This window comes from Pseudomonas sp. FFPRI_1, assembly GCF_055384485.1.
Genome location: NZ_AP029168.1, coordinates 562,313 through 580,870, shown reverse-complemented (window position 1 = coordinate 580,870; position 18,558 = coordinate 562,313). Strand labels below are relative to the sequence as shown.

Here is an 18,558-nt window from a genome sequence, read left to right as displayed (position 1 = left end):
GTCATGGCCTTGCTACAACTGGAGCGCATCAGCGCACAGTACCCCGGCGCCGCCGAACCGGTGCTGGCGGATATTTCCCTGACCCTGGGGCCACAGCAACTGCTGGTCGCCCTGGGCCCTTCCGGCAGCGGCAAGACCTCGCTGCTGAACCTGATTGCCGGCTTCGTCGAACCCAGCGCCGGGCGCATCCAGCTCGATGGCGTACCGGTGCAGGGCCCCAGCGCCGAGCGCGGCGTAGTGTTCCAGGACGACGCCCTGCTGCCCTGGCAGGACGTGCTGGGCAACGTCGCCTTCGGCCTGGAACTGGCCGGCGTGGCCCGGGACAAACGCGAAGCCAGGGCTCGGGAGATGCTCGCCCTGGTGGACCTGGCCGGCTTCGACAAGCGCCGCATCTGGCAGCTTTCCGGTGGCCAGAAACAACGCGTGGGCCTGGCCCGCGCCCTGGCGGCCGACCCGCGAGTGCTGCTGATGGACGAACCCTTTGGCGCCCTGGATGCCTTCACCCGTGAACAGATGCAGGAGCTGTTGCTGCAAGTCTGGCGGCGCACCGCCAAGCCGGTGTTCCTGATTACCCACGACATCGAGGAAGCGGTGTTCCTGGCCACCGACCTGATCCTCCTGGCACCCAACCCGGGGCAGATCGTCGAACGCCTGAACCTGGACTTCGGCCAACGCTACGCCGCCGGTGAATCGGCGCGGGCGATCAAGTCCGACCCGCTGTTCATCGAAACCCGCGAACACGTGCTGTCCCGGGTGTTCTCCCAACGCAGCGCCACCCAGCAGCAGGAGCGCCCATGAGCAGCTACGAGATTCCCGCCACCGCGACCGGCGATACCAAGCCGAAATCGCCATTGCCCGCACGCCGCCTGAGTACCCGCTGGATCAGCATGCTGACCCTGGTCACCCTGCTGGCCCTGTGGTGGGCGGTCACCGCCAGCGGCCTGATCGAACCGCTGTTCTTGCCGCCCCCTTCAGCGGTGCTGCAAAAGGCCTGGTTGCTGGGCACCAGCGGCTACATGGATTCCACCCTCTGGCAGCACCTGGCGGCGAGCCTTGAGCGCATCGGCCTGGCCCTGGGGTTTGCCGTGCTGACGGCGATCCCGGTGGGCATCGCCATCGGCGCCAACCGTATCGCCCGTGGCGTGCTCGACCCGCTGATCGAGTTCTACCGGCCGATTCCGCCCCTGGCCTACCTGCCGCTGATCGTCATCTGGTGCGGCATTGGCGAGCTGTCCAAGGTGCTGCTGATCTACCTGGCGATCTTCGCCCCGATCGCCATCGCCACCGCTACCGGCGTGCGCACCGTTGACCCGGCCAAGCTGCGCGCCGCCCAGTCTTTGGGCGCCACCCGGGCCCAGCTGATTCGCCACGTGATCCTGCCCAGCGCCTTGCCGGACATCCTCACCGGGGTGCGCATCGGCCTGGGGGTCGGCTGGTCGACCCTGGTGGCCGCAGAACTGATTGCCGCCACCAGCGGCCTGGGTTTCATGGTGCAGTCCGCCGCGCAGTTCCTGGTCACCGATGTGGTGGTGCTGGGGATTCTGGTGATTGCCCTGATCGCCTTCGCCATGGAGATGGGCCTGCGGGCCCTGCAACGCAAGCTGGTGCCCTGGCACGGCCAAAGCCACTGACCCCGATCTGTGTAGGAGCTGGCTTGCCAGCGAAGAGGCCCGCCGTCGCTCGGCCGGCTCCTACCCGTCCGCGAACATGAGAATGACCATGAGCCTGACCATCACCCCCTTAAGCTCCGCCCTCGGCGCCCAGATCAGTGGCGTCGACATCAGCCAGCCCTTGAGCGTCGAATTGCGTGACGCCATCGAGCAGGCGCTGCTCAAGCATCAGGTGCTGTTCTTCCGCGACCAGCCGATCACCCCGCAGCAGCAGGCGCGCTTCGCCGCCAACTTCGGTGACCTGCACATTCACCCGATCTACCCCAACGTGCCGGAACAGCCGGAAGTGCTGATCCTCGATACCGCCGAAACCGACGTGCGCGACAACGCCATCTGGCACACCGACGTGACCTTCCTGCCGACTCCGGCCCTGGGCGCGGTGCTCAGCGCCAAGCTGCTGCCGGAGTTTGGCGGCGATACCCTGTGGGCCAGTGGCATCGCCGCCTACGAAGCGCTGTCGGAGCCGATGCGCAACCTGCTACAGGGCCTGACTGCCACCCACGAGTTCATCAAGTCCTTCCCCCTGGAGCGCTTCGGCAACACCCCGGAGGACCTGGCGCGCTGGGAGCAAACCCGGCGCAACAACCCGCCGCTGTCGCACCCGGTGATCCGCACCCACCCGGTGAGCGGACGCAAGTCGCTGTTCGTCAATGACGGCTTCACCACCAGGATCAACGAACTGTCGGAGAGTGAAAGCGAGGCCATCCTCAAGCTGCTGTTCGCCCACGCCACCCGCCCGGAGTTCACCATCCGCTGGCGCTGGCAGGAAAACGACGTGGCCTTCTGGGACAACCGCGTGACCCAGCACTATGCGGTGGACGATTACCGCCCACAGCGCCGGGTGATGCAGCGCGCAACCATTCTTGGGGATGTGCCGTTCTTTCGCTGAAGCGCGAGGGCATGCAACAGTGCCCGGCCCCGCTGAATGAGCGGGGCCGGGCGGGCTGACTACTTGAGGCTGGCCGCGGGTCTTTTCTTGCGGTTGCCGATATGGATCGCCTGGCCATTCACCGCCAATGCCGCCTCATGCAGGGCTTCGGACAGGGTCGGATGGGAGAACACCATCATCCCCAGGTCTTCGGCGCTGGTGCCGAATTCCATGCCGATGGCCCCTTCCTGGACCAGCTCCGCCGCACCCGGCCCGATCACGTGCACGCCCAGTACCCGGTCGGTCCTGGCATCGGCAATCACCTTGACCAGCCCGGCGGTGTCGTTGGCCGCCATGGCCCGGCTGCTGGCAGCGAACGGGAAGGTGCCGATGTTCAGCTCGACACCCTCGGCCTTCAGAGCCTGCTCGGTCTGGCCGACCCAGGCGATTTCCGGGTGGGTGTAGATCACCGAGGGGATCAGTTCGTAGTTCAGCGGATGGGAATGCCCGGCAATACCCTCGGCCACCATCACCCCCTCTTCCGAGGCCTTGTGGGCCAGCATCGGGCCGCGGACCACGTCGCCAATGGCGAACACCCCGGGGACGCTGGTACGGCATTGGCCGTCGACGTGAATGAAGCCCCGCTCGTCCAGCTGCACGCCACTGTCGGCGGCCAGCAGGTCGGTGGTCAGGGGCCGACGACCGACGGCGACGATCAGTCGGTCGAAGGTCTGCTGCTTGTCCTCGCCCGCCTCGCTGAGGCTGACCTTGACGCTGTCACCCTGCACTTCGGAGGCGGTGACCCGCGCCCCGAGACGGATATCCAGGCCCTGCTTGCCGAGGATTTTCTGTGCCTCCTTGGCGATCTGCACGTCCACCGCCGGAAGGAAGCTGTCGAGGGCCTCCAGCACGGTGACTTCCGCGCCCAGTCGAGCCCAGACCGAGCCCAGTTCCAGGCCAATGACGCCGGCGCCGATCACCCCGAGGCGCTTGGGCACCTGGGTGAATTCCAGGGCCCCGGTGGAATCGACAATCACCTCGCCGGTCAGCGGCGCGGCAGCGATATCGATGGGCCGTGAGCCGGGGGCGAGGATGATGCTGGTGGCGCTGATGCGCTGGGTGCTGCCATCGGCCGCGGTGACCTCCACTGCCTTGTTGGCCAGCAGCTTGCCGTGACCTTCCAGCAGGGCCACGCCGTTGGCCTTGAACAGCGAGGCAATGCCGCCGTTGAAGTTGCGCACTACGTTGTCCTTGCGCGCCAGCATCGCCGGCACGTCCATTTGCGGATTGCTGATGCCGATGCCGTGCACTTCGAAACCGTTGCGCGCCTCGTAATAGTGGTGAGAGCTGTCCAGCAGTGCCTTGGACGGGATGCAGCCGACGTTGAGGCAGGTGCCACCCAGGGCGGTTTTTCCGTCCTTGCCCTTGTAGCGCTCGATACAGACCGTCTTCAGTCCCAGTTGCGCAGCCCGGATCGCGGCGACATAGCCGCCGGGGCCGGCGCCGATAACGATCACATCGTAACTTTCACTCATGCGTTGCCTTCCTTTGCACAGACAAAATCGACCACGGCCGTCATGGTCGCGCTGTCCTTGAGAATTTTCAGATGGCCAAGCCCGCGGGTTTGCAGGACCTGCCGGTGGCGCAACCCTTCAGCGAAGGATTGCAGATCATCCGCCGGAATTTCCTGGTCCTGCTGGTCATGCACCAACAGCACCGGAACGTCCACCTGGCGCCCATAACGGCTGACCGCCAGGCTGCGCATGTCCTTCTGATAGCGTTGCTCAACCAGAAGTTGCATGCGTTGCCTGACGTCATCATTGATCCAGAGAAATGCCGCGAAACGCCGGACCACGTTTTCGATGTCGGCCGGCGCCGCCACCAGCACCGCTCGCTGGAAACCCTTGCCGACGTCGGTGCTCAAGGCATAACCGGCCGCCGCCCCCCCGAGAGAATGGCCGATCACCGTGTCGAAAGGGCCCAGTTGCTTCTGCACCTGGTCGAGCATGCTGACGAAGGTCGGCAACGACGCCTGCCGACCACCGCTGCCGCCATGGCCGATGCAGTCGAAGGAAAGCACTTCGCAGCCCTGCTCCAGCAACAGCGCGATCAGGTACTGCCACTGGGTGCTGGCGCCACTCCAGCCGTGCACCAGCACCACCCGGCGCCGAGCCTGCGGCGGTGTCCAGCGAAAGCAGCGCAGCCGCCCTTCGTCGGTTTCCAGGTCCTGCACCGTGGCGCTGGGCAGCGTCAGCGGGAAATGCTGGCGCAGCCGTTGCGGTGTGGTGAACATCTTCAGCGCCCGCTGCGCAGCCCGCTGAGGAAGCAGCCGCGACTCAATCCAGAAGCTGCAACGCAACGCTCCCAGAACCCCTTGATAAATGCCCTTGAAGAGCATTTTTTTGAAGCTGCGGCGCCGGCCCTTGGTAGGTGCCGACGGTTGCTCTTGGGTCGCCATCTTCCTTCCTCATCGACTACAGATTTCAAGCGCTGGGTTACAGCTTCACCATGTTGAAGTCCAACTTGCTCACGCCGCACTCCGGACAGGTCCAGTCCTCGGCAATGTCATCCCAGGCGGTGCCCGGAGACACCCCCGAGTCCGGGTCGCCCAGCCGCTGGTCGTAGATCCAGCCGCAGATCAGGCACATCCACAGGCCGGATTCGGCCACGGCACTTCCTGCATAGCTCGTCATGGGTGGTTAACCATCATCCAAGGGTTGTGGGGCACTTTCATGCCCTGACCTGGGCCACTTCGGCCACCTTGATGTGCTCGGCGAGGAACTGCGCCACCTGCTCCAGCACCGCGGCATCGGAGAGGATCCGCACGTGCCCGAGCCCGGACACCGGTTCCAGCTTCGCCCAGGGCATCAGCGTGGTGATCTGCTGTGCTTCGCAGAACGGCACGATCGGGTCGTTGAGGTCATGCAGCACCAGGGTCGGCAGTTGCAGGGCATTGCCCAGCGCCGGAATGTCCCAGTGCTGCACCGGTACGCCGTTGCGCTTCCACAACTCGCGGTGCATGGCCTGGACCACCGCCGGCTTGAGCTTCAGGTAACCGTTGGCCCAGCGATCGATCACCACTGGCAGATTGGCCGGCGACCCCAGCAGGCACAGGGCCTTGACCGGATGGGTCTCGGCCAGCTCGGCCAGGGCACCGGTGGCGGCGATCCCCCCCAGGGAATGAGCGACCACCCCGACCACATCACCCAGGGCAACGATCGCTGCCTTCACCGCGTCCTTGAACTCGGTCATGGTGCTCAGGGAGCCCGGCGAGATGCCGTGGGCTGGCGCATCGAAGGTGGCGACCTTGAAGCCCTGGCGCTGCAGGATGCGAGTGAAGGAATACAGGCTGCGACTGTCCGCGCCCCAGCCATGGACCAGGAGAATGGTCTGATCGCCGCTGCCCCACTGATAGCCATGGGGAACCCCGGGAACACCCTTGATATGGAAGCGCTGGGCGCCCAGGGGACTCATTTCCTTGTCCGGCTGCTTGATGTATTCCCGGGTATAGCCGAACAGGTCGGTGGCCTTGGCACCGGCGCTGCCCGGAGAGATCGAGCCCAGTACGCTCATGTAGCTGCGCAGCGCCTGCTGCTTGATGCTCAACGGACCACTGGACGTGCTGGCGCCCGGAGTCGTCTGGCCCCCGGCGGCCTGGGCCGGCCGGTCAAAGGACTCGTAGAAGCCGTTGACCGGATCGTACAGGTGGCAGTTGCGCGTCACATGCCACACGTCCTTCACGGTCAGGGGCTTCTCCCGGACCATGCCGGGGAAGGCGGTCTTCAACGCGGCCTGGGCTTCGGGCAGGTTGTAGTGGGGAATGATCGGCGCCACGTGGTGCGCGGTGTGCACCGAGATGTAGTGGGTCAGGAACAGCAACCACTTGGGGTACATGTAGTCGGTGGTGAGCAGCAGCCGGCTGCTGTTGAAACTCCAGTGTTCCTTGGTCAGGAACGGCGTCTCGTCGCTGATGTGGTGCATCATCGTGGTCAGGCTGAACCAGGCATGGATCGCCAGCCATGGCGCGATGAAGTACAGGAACAGGCCGGTGAAGCCGGTGAAGTAGACCAGGGTCGGCAGGTAGATCAGCGCGGCGACGGCCATGAACAGGATCGAGCGACGGACTTCGTTGCGCGCTTCGAGCTTGTGGAACATCGACGGGCGAAAACCCGAGTGGCGCTGGTAGTTGACCGTGCCCAGCCAGAACAGCCAGGTACGGGTGCTGCTGTAGACCAGCTTGTCCCACCAGGACATGGCGTCGTATTGCACCCGCAGTACCGGGCGCCAGTCGACGTCCATCTCCAGGTTGTTGGTGTTGGCGTGATGCATGTTGTGCATGTGGCGCCAGCCGTGGAACGGGTACAGCAACGGCAGCAAGGCGATATGCCCGAGGATGTGGTTGAAGCTGCGATTGCGCGAAAAGGAGTTGTGCCCGCAATCGTGGGCGACGCAGAACAGACCCCAGCCACCCAGGCCCGCAATCAGCCACAGGGGCAGGTAGAACATCCAGTGCACATGGGCAACCGCCACCACCGCGCCGATGTAGAGCGCGTAGCTGACGATGAAGCTGAGCATTCCGCGCCATACCCGGGGCTGGTACAGGTGCTTGGGGATCGCGTCGGTCAGACGCAAGCCTTCAATCTCCCCTGAACGTCGGAGCAGGTCGTTGAATTTATCCGTTTTTTGCGTGGGCATCTGTAATAAGGCCATGGCCAAGCTCCTGCGAAATCAAACTTCGGATGGGGTCAGTTCATTGGCCAGGTATTTGGACAAATCATCGATGCTGGAGTATTCGAACAGCAGGGCCGGCGACAGGCGCTGCTCCATGAACTTCTCCAGGTCGCCCGCCACTTTCACTGCCACCAGCGAGTCCAGACCGTAGGACTCAAAGCTGCGGGCGGTATCGACCTGGGAAGGATCGATCTTCAGCAGAGCGCCCATTTTCTGTACCAGCCAGTGCTTGATGCTGTCTTCGTTGAGCTCGACCGCCGCCTGCTTTTTCTCGGAGAAACTCAGGGTGCTCAACAGGTTGGAAATGAAGTTGGACATAGGATCTTCCTTGATGAGTGGGTGGTTAACACGATCAGACGATCCCGCTGTTCAGGAGGCCTGACGCTTACGGACTTTGTCGATCATTGCCTGTGAGGGTGAACGCAGGTCTGAGACCAGTCTCAGCTTGCCCATTAACGCCAGTGTCCAGCCCGACAAGTCGGGCTCCCACCAATGCACGCCATGCCGGTACCAGGCAGGGAATGCGTGGTGATTGTTTTGCAGCCCTTCACCAAAGGTGAGGAACGCGATAAGCCAGTTGTTGGTGCTCTGGTCGTGGGTCACGAACGGCCGTCCGCCGTAGCGGTGGCAGATGGAACCCACGCACCAGGCGGCCTGGTTGGCGACGAAGATCCGCGCCAGGCCACCGAAGATCAGGCCGCTCCAGGCACCGGACCAGCTCTGGGTGACCAGGCCGCCGATCACGCCCGGTAGGATCACCCCCAGCGCCACCCAGAACAGGTAGGTCTGGTTGTAGAAGAACAGGCGACGGTCACGCAGGATGTCCGGTGCAAAGAAGTTCCAGCTCGACATGTCCGGTGCCAGCATCCACGGCATGTGCGCATGCCACAGGCCCTTGGCCCGCTGCCAGCGGCTCTGTCCCATCAGGTTCGGCGAATGCGGATCGCCGTGCTGGTCGCTGTAGGTGTGGTGCCGGCGATGGGTGGTGACCCAGAACAGGATCGGTCCCTGGGCTGCCATCGAACCGGCGATCAGCATCAGGCTGCTCATCAGCCGCGAGGTCTTGAAGGCGCGATGGGCCAGGTAGCGGTGGTAACCCATCGAGACCCCGAACATCTGGATCACGTAGAACACCCCGAAGAGGATGAAATCCAGGGCATGGGCCTGGCCGGTCACCCAGAGGCGGATTGCCTCGAAGGCTCCGAACAGCGGCACCAGCATCACCGCCAGTGCCACCCGGGCCTTGGTCTTCGCCGCATCCGGACTCAGCTGGGCAATCCCGCCGATCTCTGGAGTCGCTGTGGTTGTGACTATCTCGTCCATGAATAGCTTCCTGTGAGGTAAGTACCGGCCATCAGCTTTCTGAAGGTTCTGCAGCCACCGGCGAGCCGGGCCGCTTGACGTCCCAGACCAGCCCGCAGAGGGCCAGCAGTTCGATGAACAACCCACCGATATCCAGCTGCCAGGGTTTGAGGCCGGCATGGGCCAGCGCCGGGAAGGCGTGGTGGTTGTTGTGCCAGCCCCCGCCCACCGTTGGAATCGCCAGCCAGAACACATTGCGGCTGGTATCTCGGGTCTTGTGGTCACGGGAACCGGTGCGATGGGCGAACGAGTTGATGCACCAGGTGGCGTGGTCCACCAGGAAGATCCGCACGAAGCCGCCCCACAGCAGGCCACTGAGCGCTCCCTCCCAACTGCGGGTAATCAGCCCGCAGGCCAGCGCCGGGATCAGCAGGCCGAGGATGATCCACAGGTAGTAGCGCTGGTTGATCTGCATGATCAGGCGATCACGCAGCAGATCCGGAACGAACTGGCTCCAGTTCTGCTTTCTCAGGCTGAACAGCCAACCCAGGTGAGCGTGCCACCAGCCCTGGAGATTGGCGACGAGCCCCTCTTTGAGGGGGCGCGGCGAATGGGGGTCGCCTTCCTTGTCGGTAAAGGCATGGTGCTGGCGGTGGGTCGCAGCCCAGAACAGGATCGGCCCCTGGGCCGCCATCGAACCGGCGATGCCGAAGAACGCGGTGATCACCGGGCCGGCCTTGAATGCGTGATGGGAGAAGAATCGGTGCATCCCGACTTCCACGCCCAGCGCGGTCAGCAGGTACATGCTGGCCAGCGCTCCGATTTCCAGCCAGCCAATGCCCTGGTGCCAGGCCAGAACCAGGGCCACCAGGGTGCCCACTGCCGGGACACCCACGGTCAGCCAGGCCAGCTGGCGCTCGCGATGACCCGTGCGATCGATATGAGGATTCATGGCCGTCATGACAAAGCATCCGTAGCAGTTTTAAGGGGGTGTGCCGAGGCCGCAGCCGCACGTCCGGCGCCATAGCGCGACAGGCTGTCGTTGAGCAGGGCCTGCCGAGTGGCCTGGCGCTGGACCTTGCCGCTGGTGGTCAAGGGGATGCCGCCCATGGGCGCCAGGTGAATGCGGGCCGGGGCAACGCCGAACTGGCTGACCAGGGTGCTGGTGATCAGTTGGCGCAGTTGTTCCTGCTGGGCGTCATCGAGCTTTTCGCTGCGCTTGATCTCGGCCACGATCGCCAACTGCTCCTGCTGGCCGTTATCCACGCCCACCGCCACGCAGCCGTTGCTGCGGATACGCGGATCGGCGCTTTCGACCGCCAGCTCCAGGTCCTGGGGATAGAGGTTGCGTCCGGCGATGATGATCAGGTCCTTGAGGCGGCCCGTGACAAACAGCTCGCCCCGATACAAGGTGCCCAGATCACCTGTGCGCATGAAGTGCCCATCGATGCCCGGCAAAGTGGCGCGGAACACCTGCTCGCTCAGCGTTTCCTTGCCCCAGTAGCCAGCCCCCACATTGCCTCCCTGGACCCAGATCTCGCCGATCTGGCCATCGGCGAGCGGTTGCAGGCTGGCGGGGTCGACAATCGCCAGGCGCAGGCCCGGAGCCACCCGCCCGCTGCTGACCAGCGGCAGTGCGAAGCTGTCTTGTGCATCGACGATGGCCAGGGTGCCGGTGGCGAGCTGCTGCCGATCCACCTGGGTGCTGAATGCCGCTTCGTCATGGGGCTTGCCGGACACCAGCACTGTGGCTTCGGCCAGCCCGTAGCAGGGGCCCAGGGCCGCGGGGTTGAAACCGGCCGCGGCAAAACGCTTGGCGAAGCGCTCCAGGGTGCTTGGCCGGACCGGTTCGGCCCCGCAATAGACCGCCTTGAGCCGGCTCAGATCGAGGGCTGCCAACTCCTCATCGGTGATGTTGTCCACACACAGGTCGAAGGCGAAGTTCGGCGCGATGGTGACGTCGGCGCCATACCTGGACACCGCGTCCAGCCAACGCAGTGGCCGCTGGACAAAATGCCCGGGGCTGATGAGCACGGTGGGGAAGGCATCGTAGATCGGCTGCAGAATCCCGCCCATCAGGCCCATGTCGTGATAGGGCGGCAGCCAGCTGCAACCCACGCGATCCTTGGCTGCGCCCATCCATTGGCTGGCACTGCGGCAATTGCTGAACAGGTTGCCATGGGTCAGCATCACGCCCTTGGGGGCCGAAGTGGAACCCGAGGTGTATTGCAACAGGGCCAACTGGCCGGGGGCGACCCTCTGTGCCTGCCAGGATGAATCCCCGGCCCCCAGTTGCTCCGGGTCGAGCCACTGTGGTTCGGGCAGGCCGCCTTGCAGCAAGGCGTTGACCCGCTCCCGGGAGCGCATGAAATGCGCGCCGGTAAGCACAATCTGCGGGTGCGCATCGGCACAGATCAGCGCCAGGCGCTCCAGGCCCCGGGTGCCCACGGGCGGGAAGGCCGGAATCGCCACCGCGCCGGCGAGAAGCAGGCCGAAGAGCGAAACGATGTAGTCGATACCCGTCTCGAACAGCATCAGCACCCGTTTTTCCCGGGGCTCGAAGATCTGCAGCGCAGCGGCCAATTGTTGACTACGCTTCCACAGTTCGGCGTACGTGATCGAGGCCTCTTCCTGCTCGCCATCGAGCAGGTGGATAAAGGCCGTGGCCTCGGGTTGCGCCCAGGCACGATAGGCCAGTACTTCGGTAACAGTACTTAAACATTCGATACCAAGAATCCCGGCCAGCGACAGATCATCAACTGATGTATGTGTCGAGAAAGCTTGATTAATGTCGCTTAGATAAGCGCGAGGCACGGAGTAGTTCATTCAAAATCCTTTTTAAATGGAGATCCATATGCTGACCTAATGGTCGTTTATTATTTTTTGCACTAAGGAACCGAACAAACTCCCCAATGAAGGGGGACTTTTTACTGGGCAGTATTAAAGATGTCATTTTACTGACAGAGCAACGCATTCACTTGATGAATGCATATTTTTATGTCCCACAGGAGATGTAGTGGGCAGCGAAAGTGAAATCTGGATGCGTTGAGAAGTCTGCCACCGGCTTGTATATTTTGCTAATGCACAAATGGACACTTACAGGGAGAAAATGGACATGGATGTGCTCACGCTTATCGCACTGGAAGGCGCCATGGGGTCGAGTGTCGCGATCACCCTGGATGTGTTGCGTACCGCCAACCAGATCGCCGAAGTCATGGGGCGACCCACCATCACCTGGAAGATCATTGGCAGCAGTGAATCGGTGCGCATGAGAAACGGCATGCACCTTGATGCCCTGCCACTGGAGCGGGCGCAGGCCATCGAAGGCAGCATGCTGGTCATCCCGGGGCTTGGGCTGGAGAACACTCAGGAGCTGGATTTCTTTGGTTGTCGTCGGGAAAAAAGGCAGCCGGGGCTGAGCTTGTCGACAGAACTGGTCACCCGGCTCGGGCATAACGATATTCGCAAACTCAGCAGCCTGGTCCACGCACACCACCTGCGCGGACAACAGACCGCCGCCTCCTGCTCAGCGGTTTTCGTGCTCGGCGAGGCGGGGATCCTGGAGGGGCGGACCGTCACTACCCATTGGCAGCTATATGACACTTTCAAGCAGCGCTATCCCGAGGCCATACTCGACACAAAGCGTATGCTTATTCATGACGGGAATATGATTACTGCGGGCGCAGGTATGTCTCAGATGGACCTGATGCTCTATGTACTGCGCAATAAGATGGGCAATCAAATTGCTGAAATGACCATGCAGTATCTGCTGATAGATGGTCGGCCTGCGCAATATCATTACATGGCTCTATCCAACTTGCAGACAGAAAACCGTGAAGTCCTGATGCTCGAGAAGTTCATCGAAGACTGCCTGCCCAACGTCCCCTCGCTCAGCATCATTGCCGAACATTTGCGGATTACCGAGAAAACCTTATCTCGCAGAATTCGCAGCGCCACGGGTAAACCACCCATGGCCTTTATTCAAAAAGTTCGTCTGCAACATGTTCAAAGCTTGTTGGAAACCACCAATATGAGCATTGAAGAAGTTGCCTTCAAAGTGGGCTACTCCGACTCGACGGCGTTACGCCGGCTGATGTGGAAAAACATGGGCTGCACTCCCAGCCAACTGCGCAAGGCCAGGTCCGGGCCACCGATCATGTAGGCGCTCGATGCCGGGAACCTGGGCGCTCACTTTTCCTCCTCGGCTGCATCCGCTGTGGCCGGGGGCACCTTGCACAGCGGCACCAGCAGCAACGCCACCACGAACATCATCGCCATCAGCCGGAACACATCGCCAAACGCCAGTGTCAGGGCCTCGCGCCCTACCAGCCGGCCAAGAATGCCCTGGGCCATGAGGAACGCATGGGTGGCGTCCGGGGTATCGGCGGCGATCTTCAGGGCCAGTTGCCCCATCAGTTCCTGCGCGGCAACGGCCTTGGCCCCCAGTGATTCCGACAAGCGCAGGGTCTGGGTCCGGGCATCGTCCTGCAGCCAGGTGTTGACCGTCGCAATACCGATCGCCCCGCCCAGGTTGCGCATCAGGTTGAACAGCCCGGAGGCCTGGCGCAACTGCACACCCTGGAATGAACTCAGGGCCATGTTGACGCTGGGCACGATGCACAGCATCAGGAACAGGCCGCGGGCCACCTGGGGCACCAGCAGTTCATCGAAGCCCCAGTTGGAGGTCACCCGGGACGTCAGCCATAGGCTCATGGCCAGCCCGAGGAAGCCCACCGAGATGATCAGGCGTCGATCAACTTTCTCCGAAGCCCGGGCCGCAATAATGGTACTGACCAGTTGCCCGATGCCCACGACAAATACCGTCGTGCCAATCTCCAGGCTGTCGAAGCCACGCACCCGGCCGAGAAATACCGGGATCAGGTAGGTCGACGAATAAAGGCCAAAGCCGATCACCAGGTTCAACAGGCAGGCAATGGAAAAGGTCCGGTCGCGAAACGGCACCAGCGACACGACCGGATTGTTCGAATACAACGAGCGCTCGATAAACAAACCGAAGGAAACCAGGGAAACCCAGGCGGCAATGACTATCCCGGTGTCACTGAACCAGTCCTTGCGCGGCCCCTCCTCCAACACGTATTCAAAGCATCCCAGCGCCAGCGCCATGGCGACGAAATGCAGCCAGTCGATACGCCGCAACATGGACAGATCCGGGCGATCCACATTGATCAGCAAAGCCGAGCCAATGCAGATCAGCAGGCCAGGCAACACGTTGATGAAGAAGATCCAGCGCCAGTCCAGGTAGAAGGTCACCAGCCCGCCAACCGTGGGGCCCAGGGTCGGCGCCAGCACCGCCGTCATGCCGAGGATGGCCGGGACCATCGCCCGTTGCTTGCCTTCGAACAGGACGAACCCCACGGCAAACACCGTAGGCACCATGGCGCCTCCGGCAAAGCCCTGCAGCGCCCGCAGCACGATCATCGATTCGATGTTCCAGGCCATTCCGCAGCCAATGCTGAACAAGGTGAAGAATGCCGCGCTGGCAGAGAACAGCCAGCGGGTGGAAATCGCCTGGGCGAGGAAGGCCGAGAAGGGAATCATGATCAGTTCAGCGATCAGGTAGGCGGTCTGCACCCAGCTCACCTCATCGGGACCGGCACTGAGTCCGGCCTGAACTTCATTGAGCGAGGCAGCAACAATCTGGATGTCGATCAACGCCATGAACATGCCAAAAGCCATGATCGTGAACACCAGAAACTTGCGGCGGGTGGACTGTTGACCAGGCTCGGCGCCCACGTCAGGGAGGTCAGATGCGCTTGTCGTCACGGTAGGTACTTCCCTGTAGTATTGCGACCGACATGTGAATATTATGATCGTAATTCAAAACCGCATGGAGCTTCAACATGGAGCAGAGCACCCAGACTCAGAACGCCATCCTGCAAGCCGCTCAAGAGACGGAAAAACCGCGCAAGCGCTCCAAGCGTCCTCTGATCGCCGGTGCTATCGCCCTGACCCTGGTGGCGATCGGAGTGGCCTGGGTGCTCATGGCGCCATCCACTGAAGCCACCGACGATGCCTATATCGCCGCCGATGCCACTTCCGTGGCGCCACGTGTCCACGGCCTGGTGACCGAGGTCCTGGTCAAGGATCACCAGAGCGTCAGTGCCGGACAGCCACTGGTGCGCATTAACACTGAAGAGTTCGACAGCCGAGTGGCCCTGGCCGAGGGCGATCTGGCCGACAATCTGGCCCAGGTGGCCCTGGCCGAAGCGGCCCTGATCATCCAGGACGCGGAACTGCGCCTGGCCAATGCCCGGGTCCTGGCGGCGCGCACGTCGATCCGTACCACCCAGGCCGAATCCAAGCGCGCCGGAGCGGAGCGCAACCGCTTCGACACCCTGGTCACCACCGGCGCCGTGGCCCGCAACGAAGTGGAGAAGTACAGCACCCAGGCCATCTCCGCGGAACAGGGCCACGCTTATGCCCAGGCGATGTTGCAGGTCGCGGAAAACGACCTCGCCGTGACCTCCGCCCAGCGCCAGCGCCTGCAGGCGCAGCTGCAAATGGCCCAGGCCCGGGTGGTCACCGCCAAGGCCCGACTGGAGCTGGCGCAGCAGGACCTGAGGCACACCACGGTCTATGCGCCGATGGACGGCACCGTGGGCAATCGCCAGATTCAGGTGGGGGACTACGTACAACCGGGCTCACGCATGCTGACCCTGGTGCCGCTGCATGAACTCTATGTACTGGCCAACTTCAAGGAAACCCAGACCCAGCACATGTACCCGGGGCAAGCGACCCGGATCAAGATCGATGCCCTGCCGGGCGTGAGCATCGTCGGCACCGTGGAAAGCCTGGCACCGGGCTCGGGCTCGACCTTTGCCCTGCTGCCCTTCGAGCCAGGCACCGGCAACTTCACCAAGATCGTCCAGCGGGTACCGGTGCGGATTCGCTTCGACGCCAACCAGCCAGGCCTCGAGCGCCTGCGCCCCGGCCTTTCGGTCACGGCAAAAGTCGATCTGGATGATTCCCAGGAGCGAGCCCTGGCCCGGGCCGACAGCCAGCCGGCCTTGAAGGTCAGCGCCAACAGCGCAAAATAACCACATCAACCACAAGCCCCGAGCCGCCGCGGCTTACGAAAACCAACAGCCCCCTGCCGATCGCTCGCCAGGGGGCTGTTGTCGTTCCGCGTAGCGCAGCGCCCTACTCGGCCGTGGACGGTTTCTCCCACAGGTTGATGCGACCTTCCTTGGCGAAATGATCGATCTCTGCCAACTCCTCCACACTGAACCCCAGGTTCTGCAGCGCACCGACGTTCTCGATGATCTGCTCCGGCCGGCTCGCACCAATCAATGCCGAGGTCACTCGCGGATCACGCAGGGTCCAGGCCAGGGCCAACTGCGCCAGGCTTTGGCCGCGGTTCCTGGCGATCTCGTTGAGGGCACGCACGTGAGCGATATTGGCCTCCGACAAGTGCGAAGCCTGCAGCGAACCACCGCCTGGGCGATTGACCCGTGCATCCTCGGGAATGCCCTGGAGGTACTTGTCGGTGAGCAACCCCTGGGCCAGCGGAGTAAAGGCAATCACCCCGACACCCAGCTCTTCGGTGGTGTCCAGCAGGTCTTTCTCCACCCAGCGATTGAGCATGTTGTATGCCGGCTGGTGAATCAGCAGCGGCACCTTCCACTCCTTGAGCAACGCCGCCATTTCCCGGGTCTTCACTCCCGAATAGGAGGAAATACCGATGTACAGCGCCTTGCCCTGCTGCACGGCGCTGGCCAGGGCGCTGGCGGTTTCCTCCAGGGGCGTGTCCGGGTCGAAGCGGTGGGAATAGAAGATATCCACATAGTCCACCCCCAGCCGCTGCAAGCTCTGGTCGAGGCTGGCCAGCACATATTTACGGGAACCACCGCCCTGGCCATAGGGGCCGGGCCACATGTCCCAACCGGCCTTGCTGGAGATGATCAGCTCGTCGCGATAGGCCTTGAAGTCCTCCCGCAGCAGGCGCCCAAAGTTGATCTCGGCACTGCCATAGGGCGGGCCGTAGTTGTTGGCCAGGTCGAAATGGTTGATGCCCAGGTCGAAAGCCGTACGCAGCAGCGCGCGCTGGGTGTCGATCGGCGTGCTGTCGCCGAAGTTGTGCCAAAGCCCCAGGGACAGCGCCGGCAGCACCAGGCCGCTGCGGCCGACTCGGCGATAGGGAATGGAGTCGTAGCGATTCTCGGCAGCGAAATAAGTCATCGATTCCTCTCTTGGATTGACCAGCCATCACTTCCCGGGGCTTCGCAAAGCGTTCGAAGCAGCACCGGCCATTGGCAGGCCCGGATGGCAACTCAGGGGTTCAAGCGGATGGAACGGCTCCTGCGACCCTGTCGGCCACCAAGGCCCGCACAAAGTCCGGCACGCCTACGCAGTTCTGAACCGATCACGGGACAGCAGTTCCGCCAGACAAGCACCTGGCCTGCAATGAAGGCCATGGGCGGTCGAGGCTCAAGGCTTTATTTCGTACTGAATTCGTACTGTTTTCAGTCCCCTTTCGAGCGGCAAAAACAGCACTTTCAGGAGTTTTTCGCTCAGGCCACTCAACCACACTCATTCACGGATTGCCCAATGAAATATGCAATGCCGATCATGAGCCAGCGCCAAATCAGCACTTGAAGCATGCATCGAGGGTCCATTTACCGTTTTTTATCCGAGCATCACAAAGGCTGCAAAAAATCAGTTTATACATACCACGTAGCACAGTACTTAATCGTATTCAGTAACATCAAAATGACTTGTATAAAATTTAACCAGACAGGCCTGAAAACTACGTAGAAGGTGCGCCATGGGCGAAAAGGGACGAGCGCCCAGTGGAAAGCGAGCTCTGGAAATCCTGCAGCACGTCGAGAAACCATCGAGGCAGAGCGCACGGGCGCCGGGCACTGATTGTTTATAGCTGGCAAAAACGATTCGCGCCGAGCAGGCGCTGGATGGCACTCACACAGGTCAAAGGCGAGGAAAAACAGGGAGCTGGGCCGCTGCAAAAGCATCTGATCAGGTCTTTGGCTGTTGAGCTTGTGCCGCGGGAGCCTGCTGCCGTGCCAAGGATCGGCAACACTAAACGGCAATCTGCCTGCATGCCCTTCCCGCCCGTTCAGACCGCCTTGGCGAAGACCTCCGCCAGCCAGTCGACAAACACCCTCACCCGTGGCGACAGCTGGCGGTTCTGGGGGTAGACCACCGACACCGGCATGGGCGGTGGCGGCATATCGGCAAGGATTTCCACCATCAAGCCCTGAGCGATCTGCTCGGCCACGTGATAATGCGGGCACTGGATAATGCCCAGGCCAGCCAGCGCCGATGCACCGTAGACCTGGGCACCGGATACTGACAGCCCGCCATCGATGGCCACCTCTCGCAGCTCGCCGTCCACCAGGAACTCAAAAGGCAATACCCGGCTCGCCATGGGTGAAACATAGTTCACCGCCCGATGCTGGCCGAGCTCCTGCAGGCTGCGCGGCTCGCCGAATTGCCCCAGGTAATCGGGGCTGGCGCAGGTCACCTGGCGCAAGTTCGCCACCCGCCGCCCCACCAGCGAAGAGTCCTCCAGGGTGCCGGCCCGCAATACGCAATCCACACCCTCGGCGATCAGATCGACAAAGTGATCGGCCTCGCTGATGGACAATTCGAGCTGTGGATAACGTTGCATGAACTGCCCCAGCCGCGGGATGACAAAATGCTTGGCCAGGGTGCCGTGCATGTCCACCCGCAAGCGCCCTTGAGGCGCCACTGTGCGAAACGCCAGTTCGGCCTCCTCCAACTGCGCCAGCAACTGCACGCACCGCGGGTAATAAGCCTCGCCGTCCAGGGTCGGGCGTACCCGGCGGGTGCTGCGCTCCAGCAAACGGGTGCCGAGCCAGGCTTCGAACTGGTTGAGGGTATGGGTCAGGGTCGCCCGGGGCAGGTTCAAGTCATCGGCAGCTAGAGTGAAACTACTGCGCTCGTAGATCCGCACGAATACCTTCATCGCTTTGACTTGGTCCACAG

Annotated in this window: 16 protein-coding genes; 5 read left to right on the top strand and 11 right to left on the bottom strand. The window is 62.6% G+C overall.

Features of this window, described 5'->3' with window-relative positions:
• The first annotated feature begins 3 nt into the window (after positions 1 to 3).
• The 3 genes from tauB (at position 4) to tauD (ending at position 2,559) form a co-directional block, all read left to right on the top strand.
• Positions 4 to 798 (top strand): taurine ABC transporter ATP-binding subunit, encoded by a 795-nt coding sequence (tauB, locus tag ACZ5BO_RS02580; RefSeq protein ID WP_025128479.1) that lies wholly within the window; start codon positions 4 to 6, stop codon positions 796 to 798.
• Complete coding sequence (tauC, locus tag ACZ5BO_RS02575; RefSeq protein WP_464698094.1) at positions 795 to 1,631, top strand: taurine ABC transporter permease TauC; 837 nt, start codon at positions 795 to 797, stop codon at positions 1,629 to 1,631. Before tauB ends, tauC begins: the two co-directional genes overlap by 4 nt.
• 88 nt (positions 1,632 to 1,719) lie before the next feature.
• A complete protein-coding gene (tauD, locus tag ACZ5BO_RS02570) occupies positions 1,720 to 2,559 on the top strand; it encodes a taurine dioxygenase (protein ID WP_025128481.1) in 840 nt (279 codons plus the stop codon).
• Between the two features lie 59 nt (positions 2,560 to 2,618).
• Here the strand turns inward: tauD and lpdA are convergent, their stop codons facing one another.
• From lpdA to ACZ5BO_RS02530, 8 genes are read right to left on the bottom strand one after another with little or no spacing between them, the layout of a single operon-like run.
• On the bottom strand, positions 2,619 to 4,073 hold the full coding sequence (gene lpdA, locus ACZ5BO_RS02565) for a dihydrolipoyl dehydrogenase (protein ID WP_464698092.1): 1,455 nt from the start codon (positions 4,071 to 4,073) through the stop codon (positions 2,619 to 2,621).
• On the bottom strand, positions 4,070 to 4,996 hold the full coding sequence (locus tag ACZ5BO_RS02560) for an alpha/beta hydrolase (protein ID WP_464698090.1): 927 nt from the start codon (positions 4,994 to 4,996) through the stop codon (positions 4,070 to 4,072). Before ACZ5BO_RS02560 ends, lpdA begins: the two co-directional genes overlap by 4 nt.
• Positions 4,997 to 5,033: 37 nt before the next feature.
• A complete protein-coding gene (locus tag ACZ5BO_RS02555; protein ID WP_464698088.1) occupies positions 5,034 to 5,231 on the bottom strand; it encodes a rubredoxin in 198 nt (65 codons plus the stop codon).
• A 37-nt stretch (positions 5,232 to 5,268) separates the two neighbouring features.
• A complete protein-coding gene (locus ACZ5BO_RS02550; protein WP_029978351.1) occupies positions 5,269 to 7,248 on the bottom strand; it encodes an alpha/beta fold hydrolase in 1,980 nt (659 codons plus the stop codon).
• Positions 7,249 to 7,266: 18 nt separating this feature from the next.
• Positions 7,267 to 7,587 carry an acyl carrier protein gene (locus tag ACZ5BO_RS02545; protein ID WP_025128485.1) on the bottom strand — a complete coding sequence of 107 codons (321 nt, stop codon included), beginning with the start codon at positions 7,585 to 7,587 and terminating at the stop codon, positions 7,267 to 7,269.
• A 51-nt stretch (positions 7,588 to 7,638) separates the two neighbouring features.
• A complete protein-coding gene (locus tag ACZ5BO_RS02540; protein ID WP_464698085.1) occupies positions 7,639 to 8,592 on the bottom strand; it encodes an acyl-CoA desaturase in 954 nt (317 codons plus the stop codon).
• Positions 8,593 to 8,623: 31 nt separating this feature from the next.
• Complete coding sequence (locus ACZ5BO_RS02535) at positions 8,624 to 9,532, bottom strand: acyl-CoA desaturase (RefSeq protein ID WP_025128487.1); 909 nt, start codon at positions 9,530 to 9,532, stop codon at positions 8,624 to 8,626.
• On the bottom strand, positions 9,529 to 11,397 hold the full coding sequence (locus ACZ5BO_RS02530; RefSeq protein ID WP_464698082.1) for a fatty acyl-AMP ligase: 1,869 nt from the start codon (positions 11,395 to 11,397) through the stop codon (positions 9,529 to 9,531). The genes ACZ5BO_RS02535 and ACZ5BO_RS02530 overlap by 4 nt, the downstream gene beginning before the upstream one ends.
• Positions 11,398 to 11,686: 289 nt before the next feature.
• Between ACZ5BO_RS02530 and ACZ5BO_RS02525 the strand changes: the two genes are divergently transcribed.
• Positions 11,687 to 12,733 (top strand): GlxA family transcriptional regulator, encoded by a 1,047-nt coding sequence (locus ACZ5BO_RS02525; RefSeq protein ID WP_256244331.1) that lies wholly within the window; start codon positions 11,687 to 11,689, stop codon positions 12,731 to 12,733.
• A 26-nt stretch (positions 12,734 to 12,759) separates the two neighbouring features.
• Here the strand turns inward: ACZ5BO_RS02525 and ACZ5BO_RS02520 are convergent, their stop codons facing one another.
• Positions 12,760 to 14,268 carry a DHA2 family efflux MFS transporter permease subunit gene (locus tag ACZ5BO_RS02520; protein ID WP_464698080.1) on the bottom strand — a complete coding sequence of 503 codons (1,509 nt, stop codon included), beginning with the start codon at positions 14,266 to 14,268 and terminating at the stop codon, positions 12,760 to 12,762.
• Between the two features lie 164 nt (positions 14,269 to 14,432).
• On the opposite strand from ACZ5BO_RS02520, the gene ACZ5BO_RS02515 reads away from it, so the two are divergent.
• Positions 14,433 to 15,629 carry an HlyD family secretion protein gene (locus tag ACZ5BO_RS02515; RefSeq protein ID WP_464698078.1) on the top strand — a complete coding sequence of 399 codons (1,197 nt, stop codon included), beginning with the start codon at positions 14,433 to 14,435 and terminating at the stop codon, positions 15,627 to 15,629.
• Between the two features lie 103 nt (positions 15,630 to 15,732).
• Here the strand turns inward: ACZ5BO_RS02515 and mgrA are convergent, their stop codons facing one another.
• Positions 15,733 to 16,770, bottom strand: a complete 1,038-nt coding sequence (gene mgrA, locus ACZ5BO_RS02510; RefSeq protein WP_464698076.1) for an L-glyceraldehyde 3-phosphate reductase — start codon at positions 16,768 to 16,770, stop codon at positions 15,733 to 15,735.
• Between the two features lie 895 nt (positions 16,771 to 17,665).
• Positions 17,666 to 18,556: a LysR family transcriptional regulator gene (locus tag ACZ5BO_RS02505; protein WP_025128493.1), complete on the bottom strand. Its 891-nt coding sequence runs from the start codon at positions 18,554 to 18,556 to the stop codon at positions 17,666 to 17,668.
• Positions 18,557 to 18,558 lie beyond the last annotated feature (2 nt).

Bases quoted from the DNA above. Each gene is read 5' to 3' on its own strand.
- tauB (WP_025128479.1), top strand. From the start codon at position 4: ATGGCCTTGCTACAACTGGAGCGCATCAGCGCACAGTACCCCGGCGCC.
- tauC (WP_464698094.1), top strand. From the start codon at position 795: ATGAGCAGCTACGAGATTCCCGCCACCGCGACCGGCGATACCAAGCCG.
- tauD (WP_025128481.1), top strand. From the start codon at position 1,720: ATGAGCCTGACCATCACCCCCTTAAGCTCCGCCCTCGGCGCCCAGATC.
- lpdA (WP_464698092.1), bottom strand. From the start codon at position 4,073: ATGAGTGAAAGTTACGATGTGATCGTTATCGGCGCCGGCCCCGGCGGC.
- ACZ5BO_RS02560 (WP_464698090.1), bottom strand. From the start codon at position 4,996: ATGGCGACCCAAGAGCAACCGTCGGCACCTACCAAGGGCCGGCGCCGC.
- ACZ5BO_RS02555 (WP_464698088.1), bottom strand. From the start codon at position 5,231: ATGACGAGCTATGCAGGAAGTGCCGTGGCCGAATCCGGCCTGTGGATG.
- ACZ5BO_RS02550 (WP_029978351.1), bottom strand. From the start codon at position 7,248: ATGGCCTTATTACAGATGCCCACGCAAAAAACGGATAAATTCAACGAC.
- ACZ5BO_RS02545 (WP_025128485.1), bottom strand. From the start codon at position 7,587: ATGTCCAACTTCATTTCCAACCTGTTGAGCACCCTGAGTTTCTCCGAG.
- ACZ5BO_RS02540 (WP_464698085.1), bottom strand. From the start codon at position 8,592: ATGGACGAGATAGTCACAACCACAGCGACTCCAGAGATCGGCGGGATT.
- ACZ5BO_RS02535 (WP_025128487.1), bottom strand. From the start codon at position 9,532: ATGACGGCCATGAATCCTCATATCGATCGCACGGGTCATCGCGAGCGC.
- ACZ5BO_RS02530 (WP_464698082.1), bottom strand. From the start codon at position 11,397: ATGAACTACTCCGTGCCTCGCGCTTATCTAAGCGACATTAATCAAGCT.
- ACZ5BO_RS02525 (WP_256244331.1), top strand. From the start codon at position 11,687: ATGGATGTGCTCACGCTTATCGCACTGGAAGGCGCCATGGGGTCGAGT.
- ACZ5BO_RS02520 (WP_464698080.1), bottom strand. From the start codon at position 14,268: ATGGCTTTTGGCATGTTCATGGCGTTGATCGACATCCAGATTGTTGCT.
- ACZ5BO_RS02515 (WP_464698078.1), top strand. From the start codon at position 14,433: ATGGAGCAGAGCACCCAGACTCAGAACGCCATCCTGCAAGCCGCTCAA.
- mgrA (WP_464698076.1), bottom strand. From the start codon at position 16,770: ATGACTTATTTCGCTGCCGAGAATCGCTACGACTCCATTCCCTATCGC.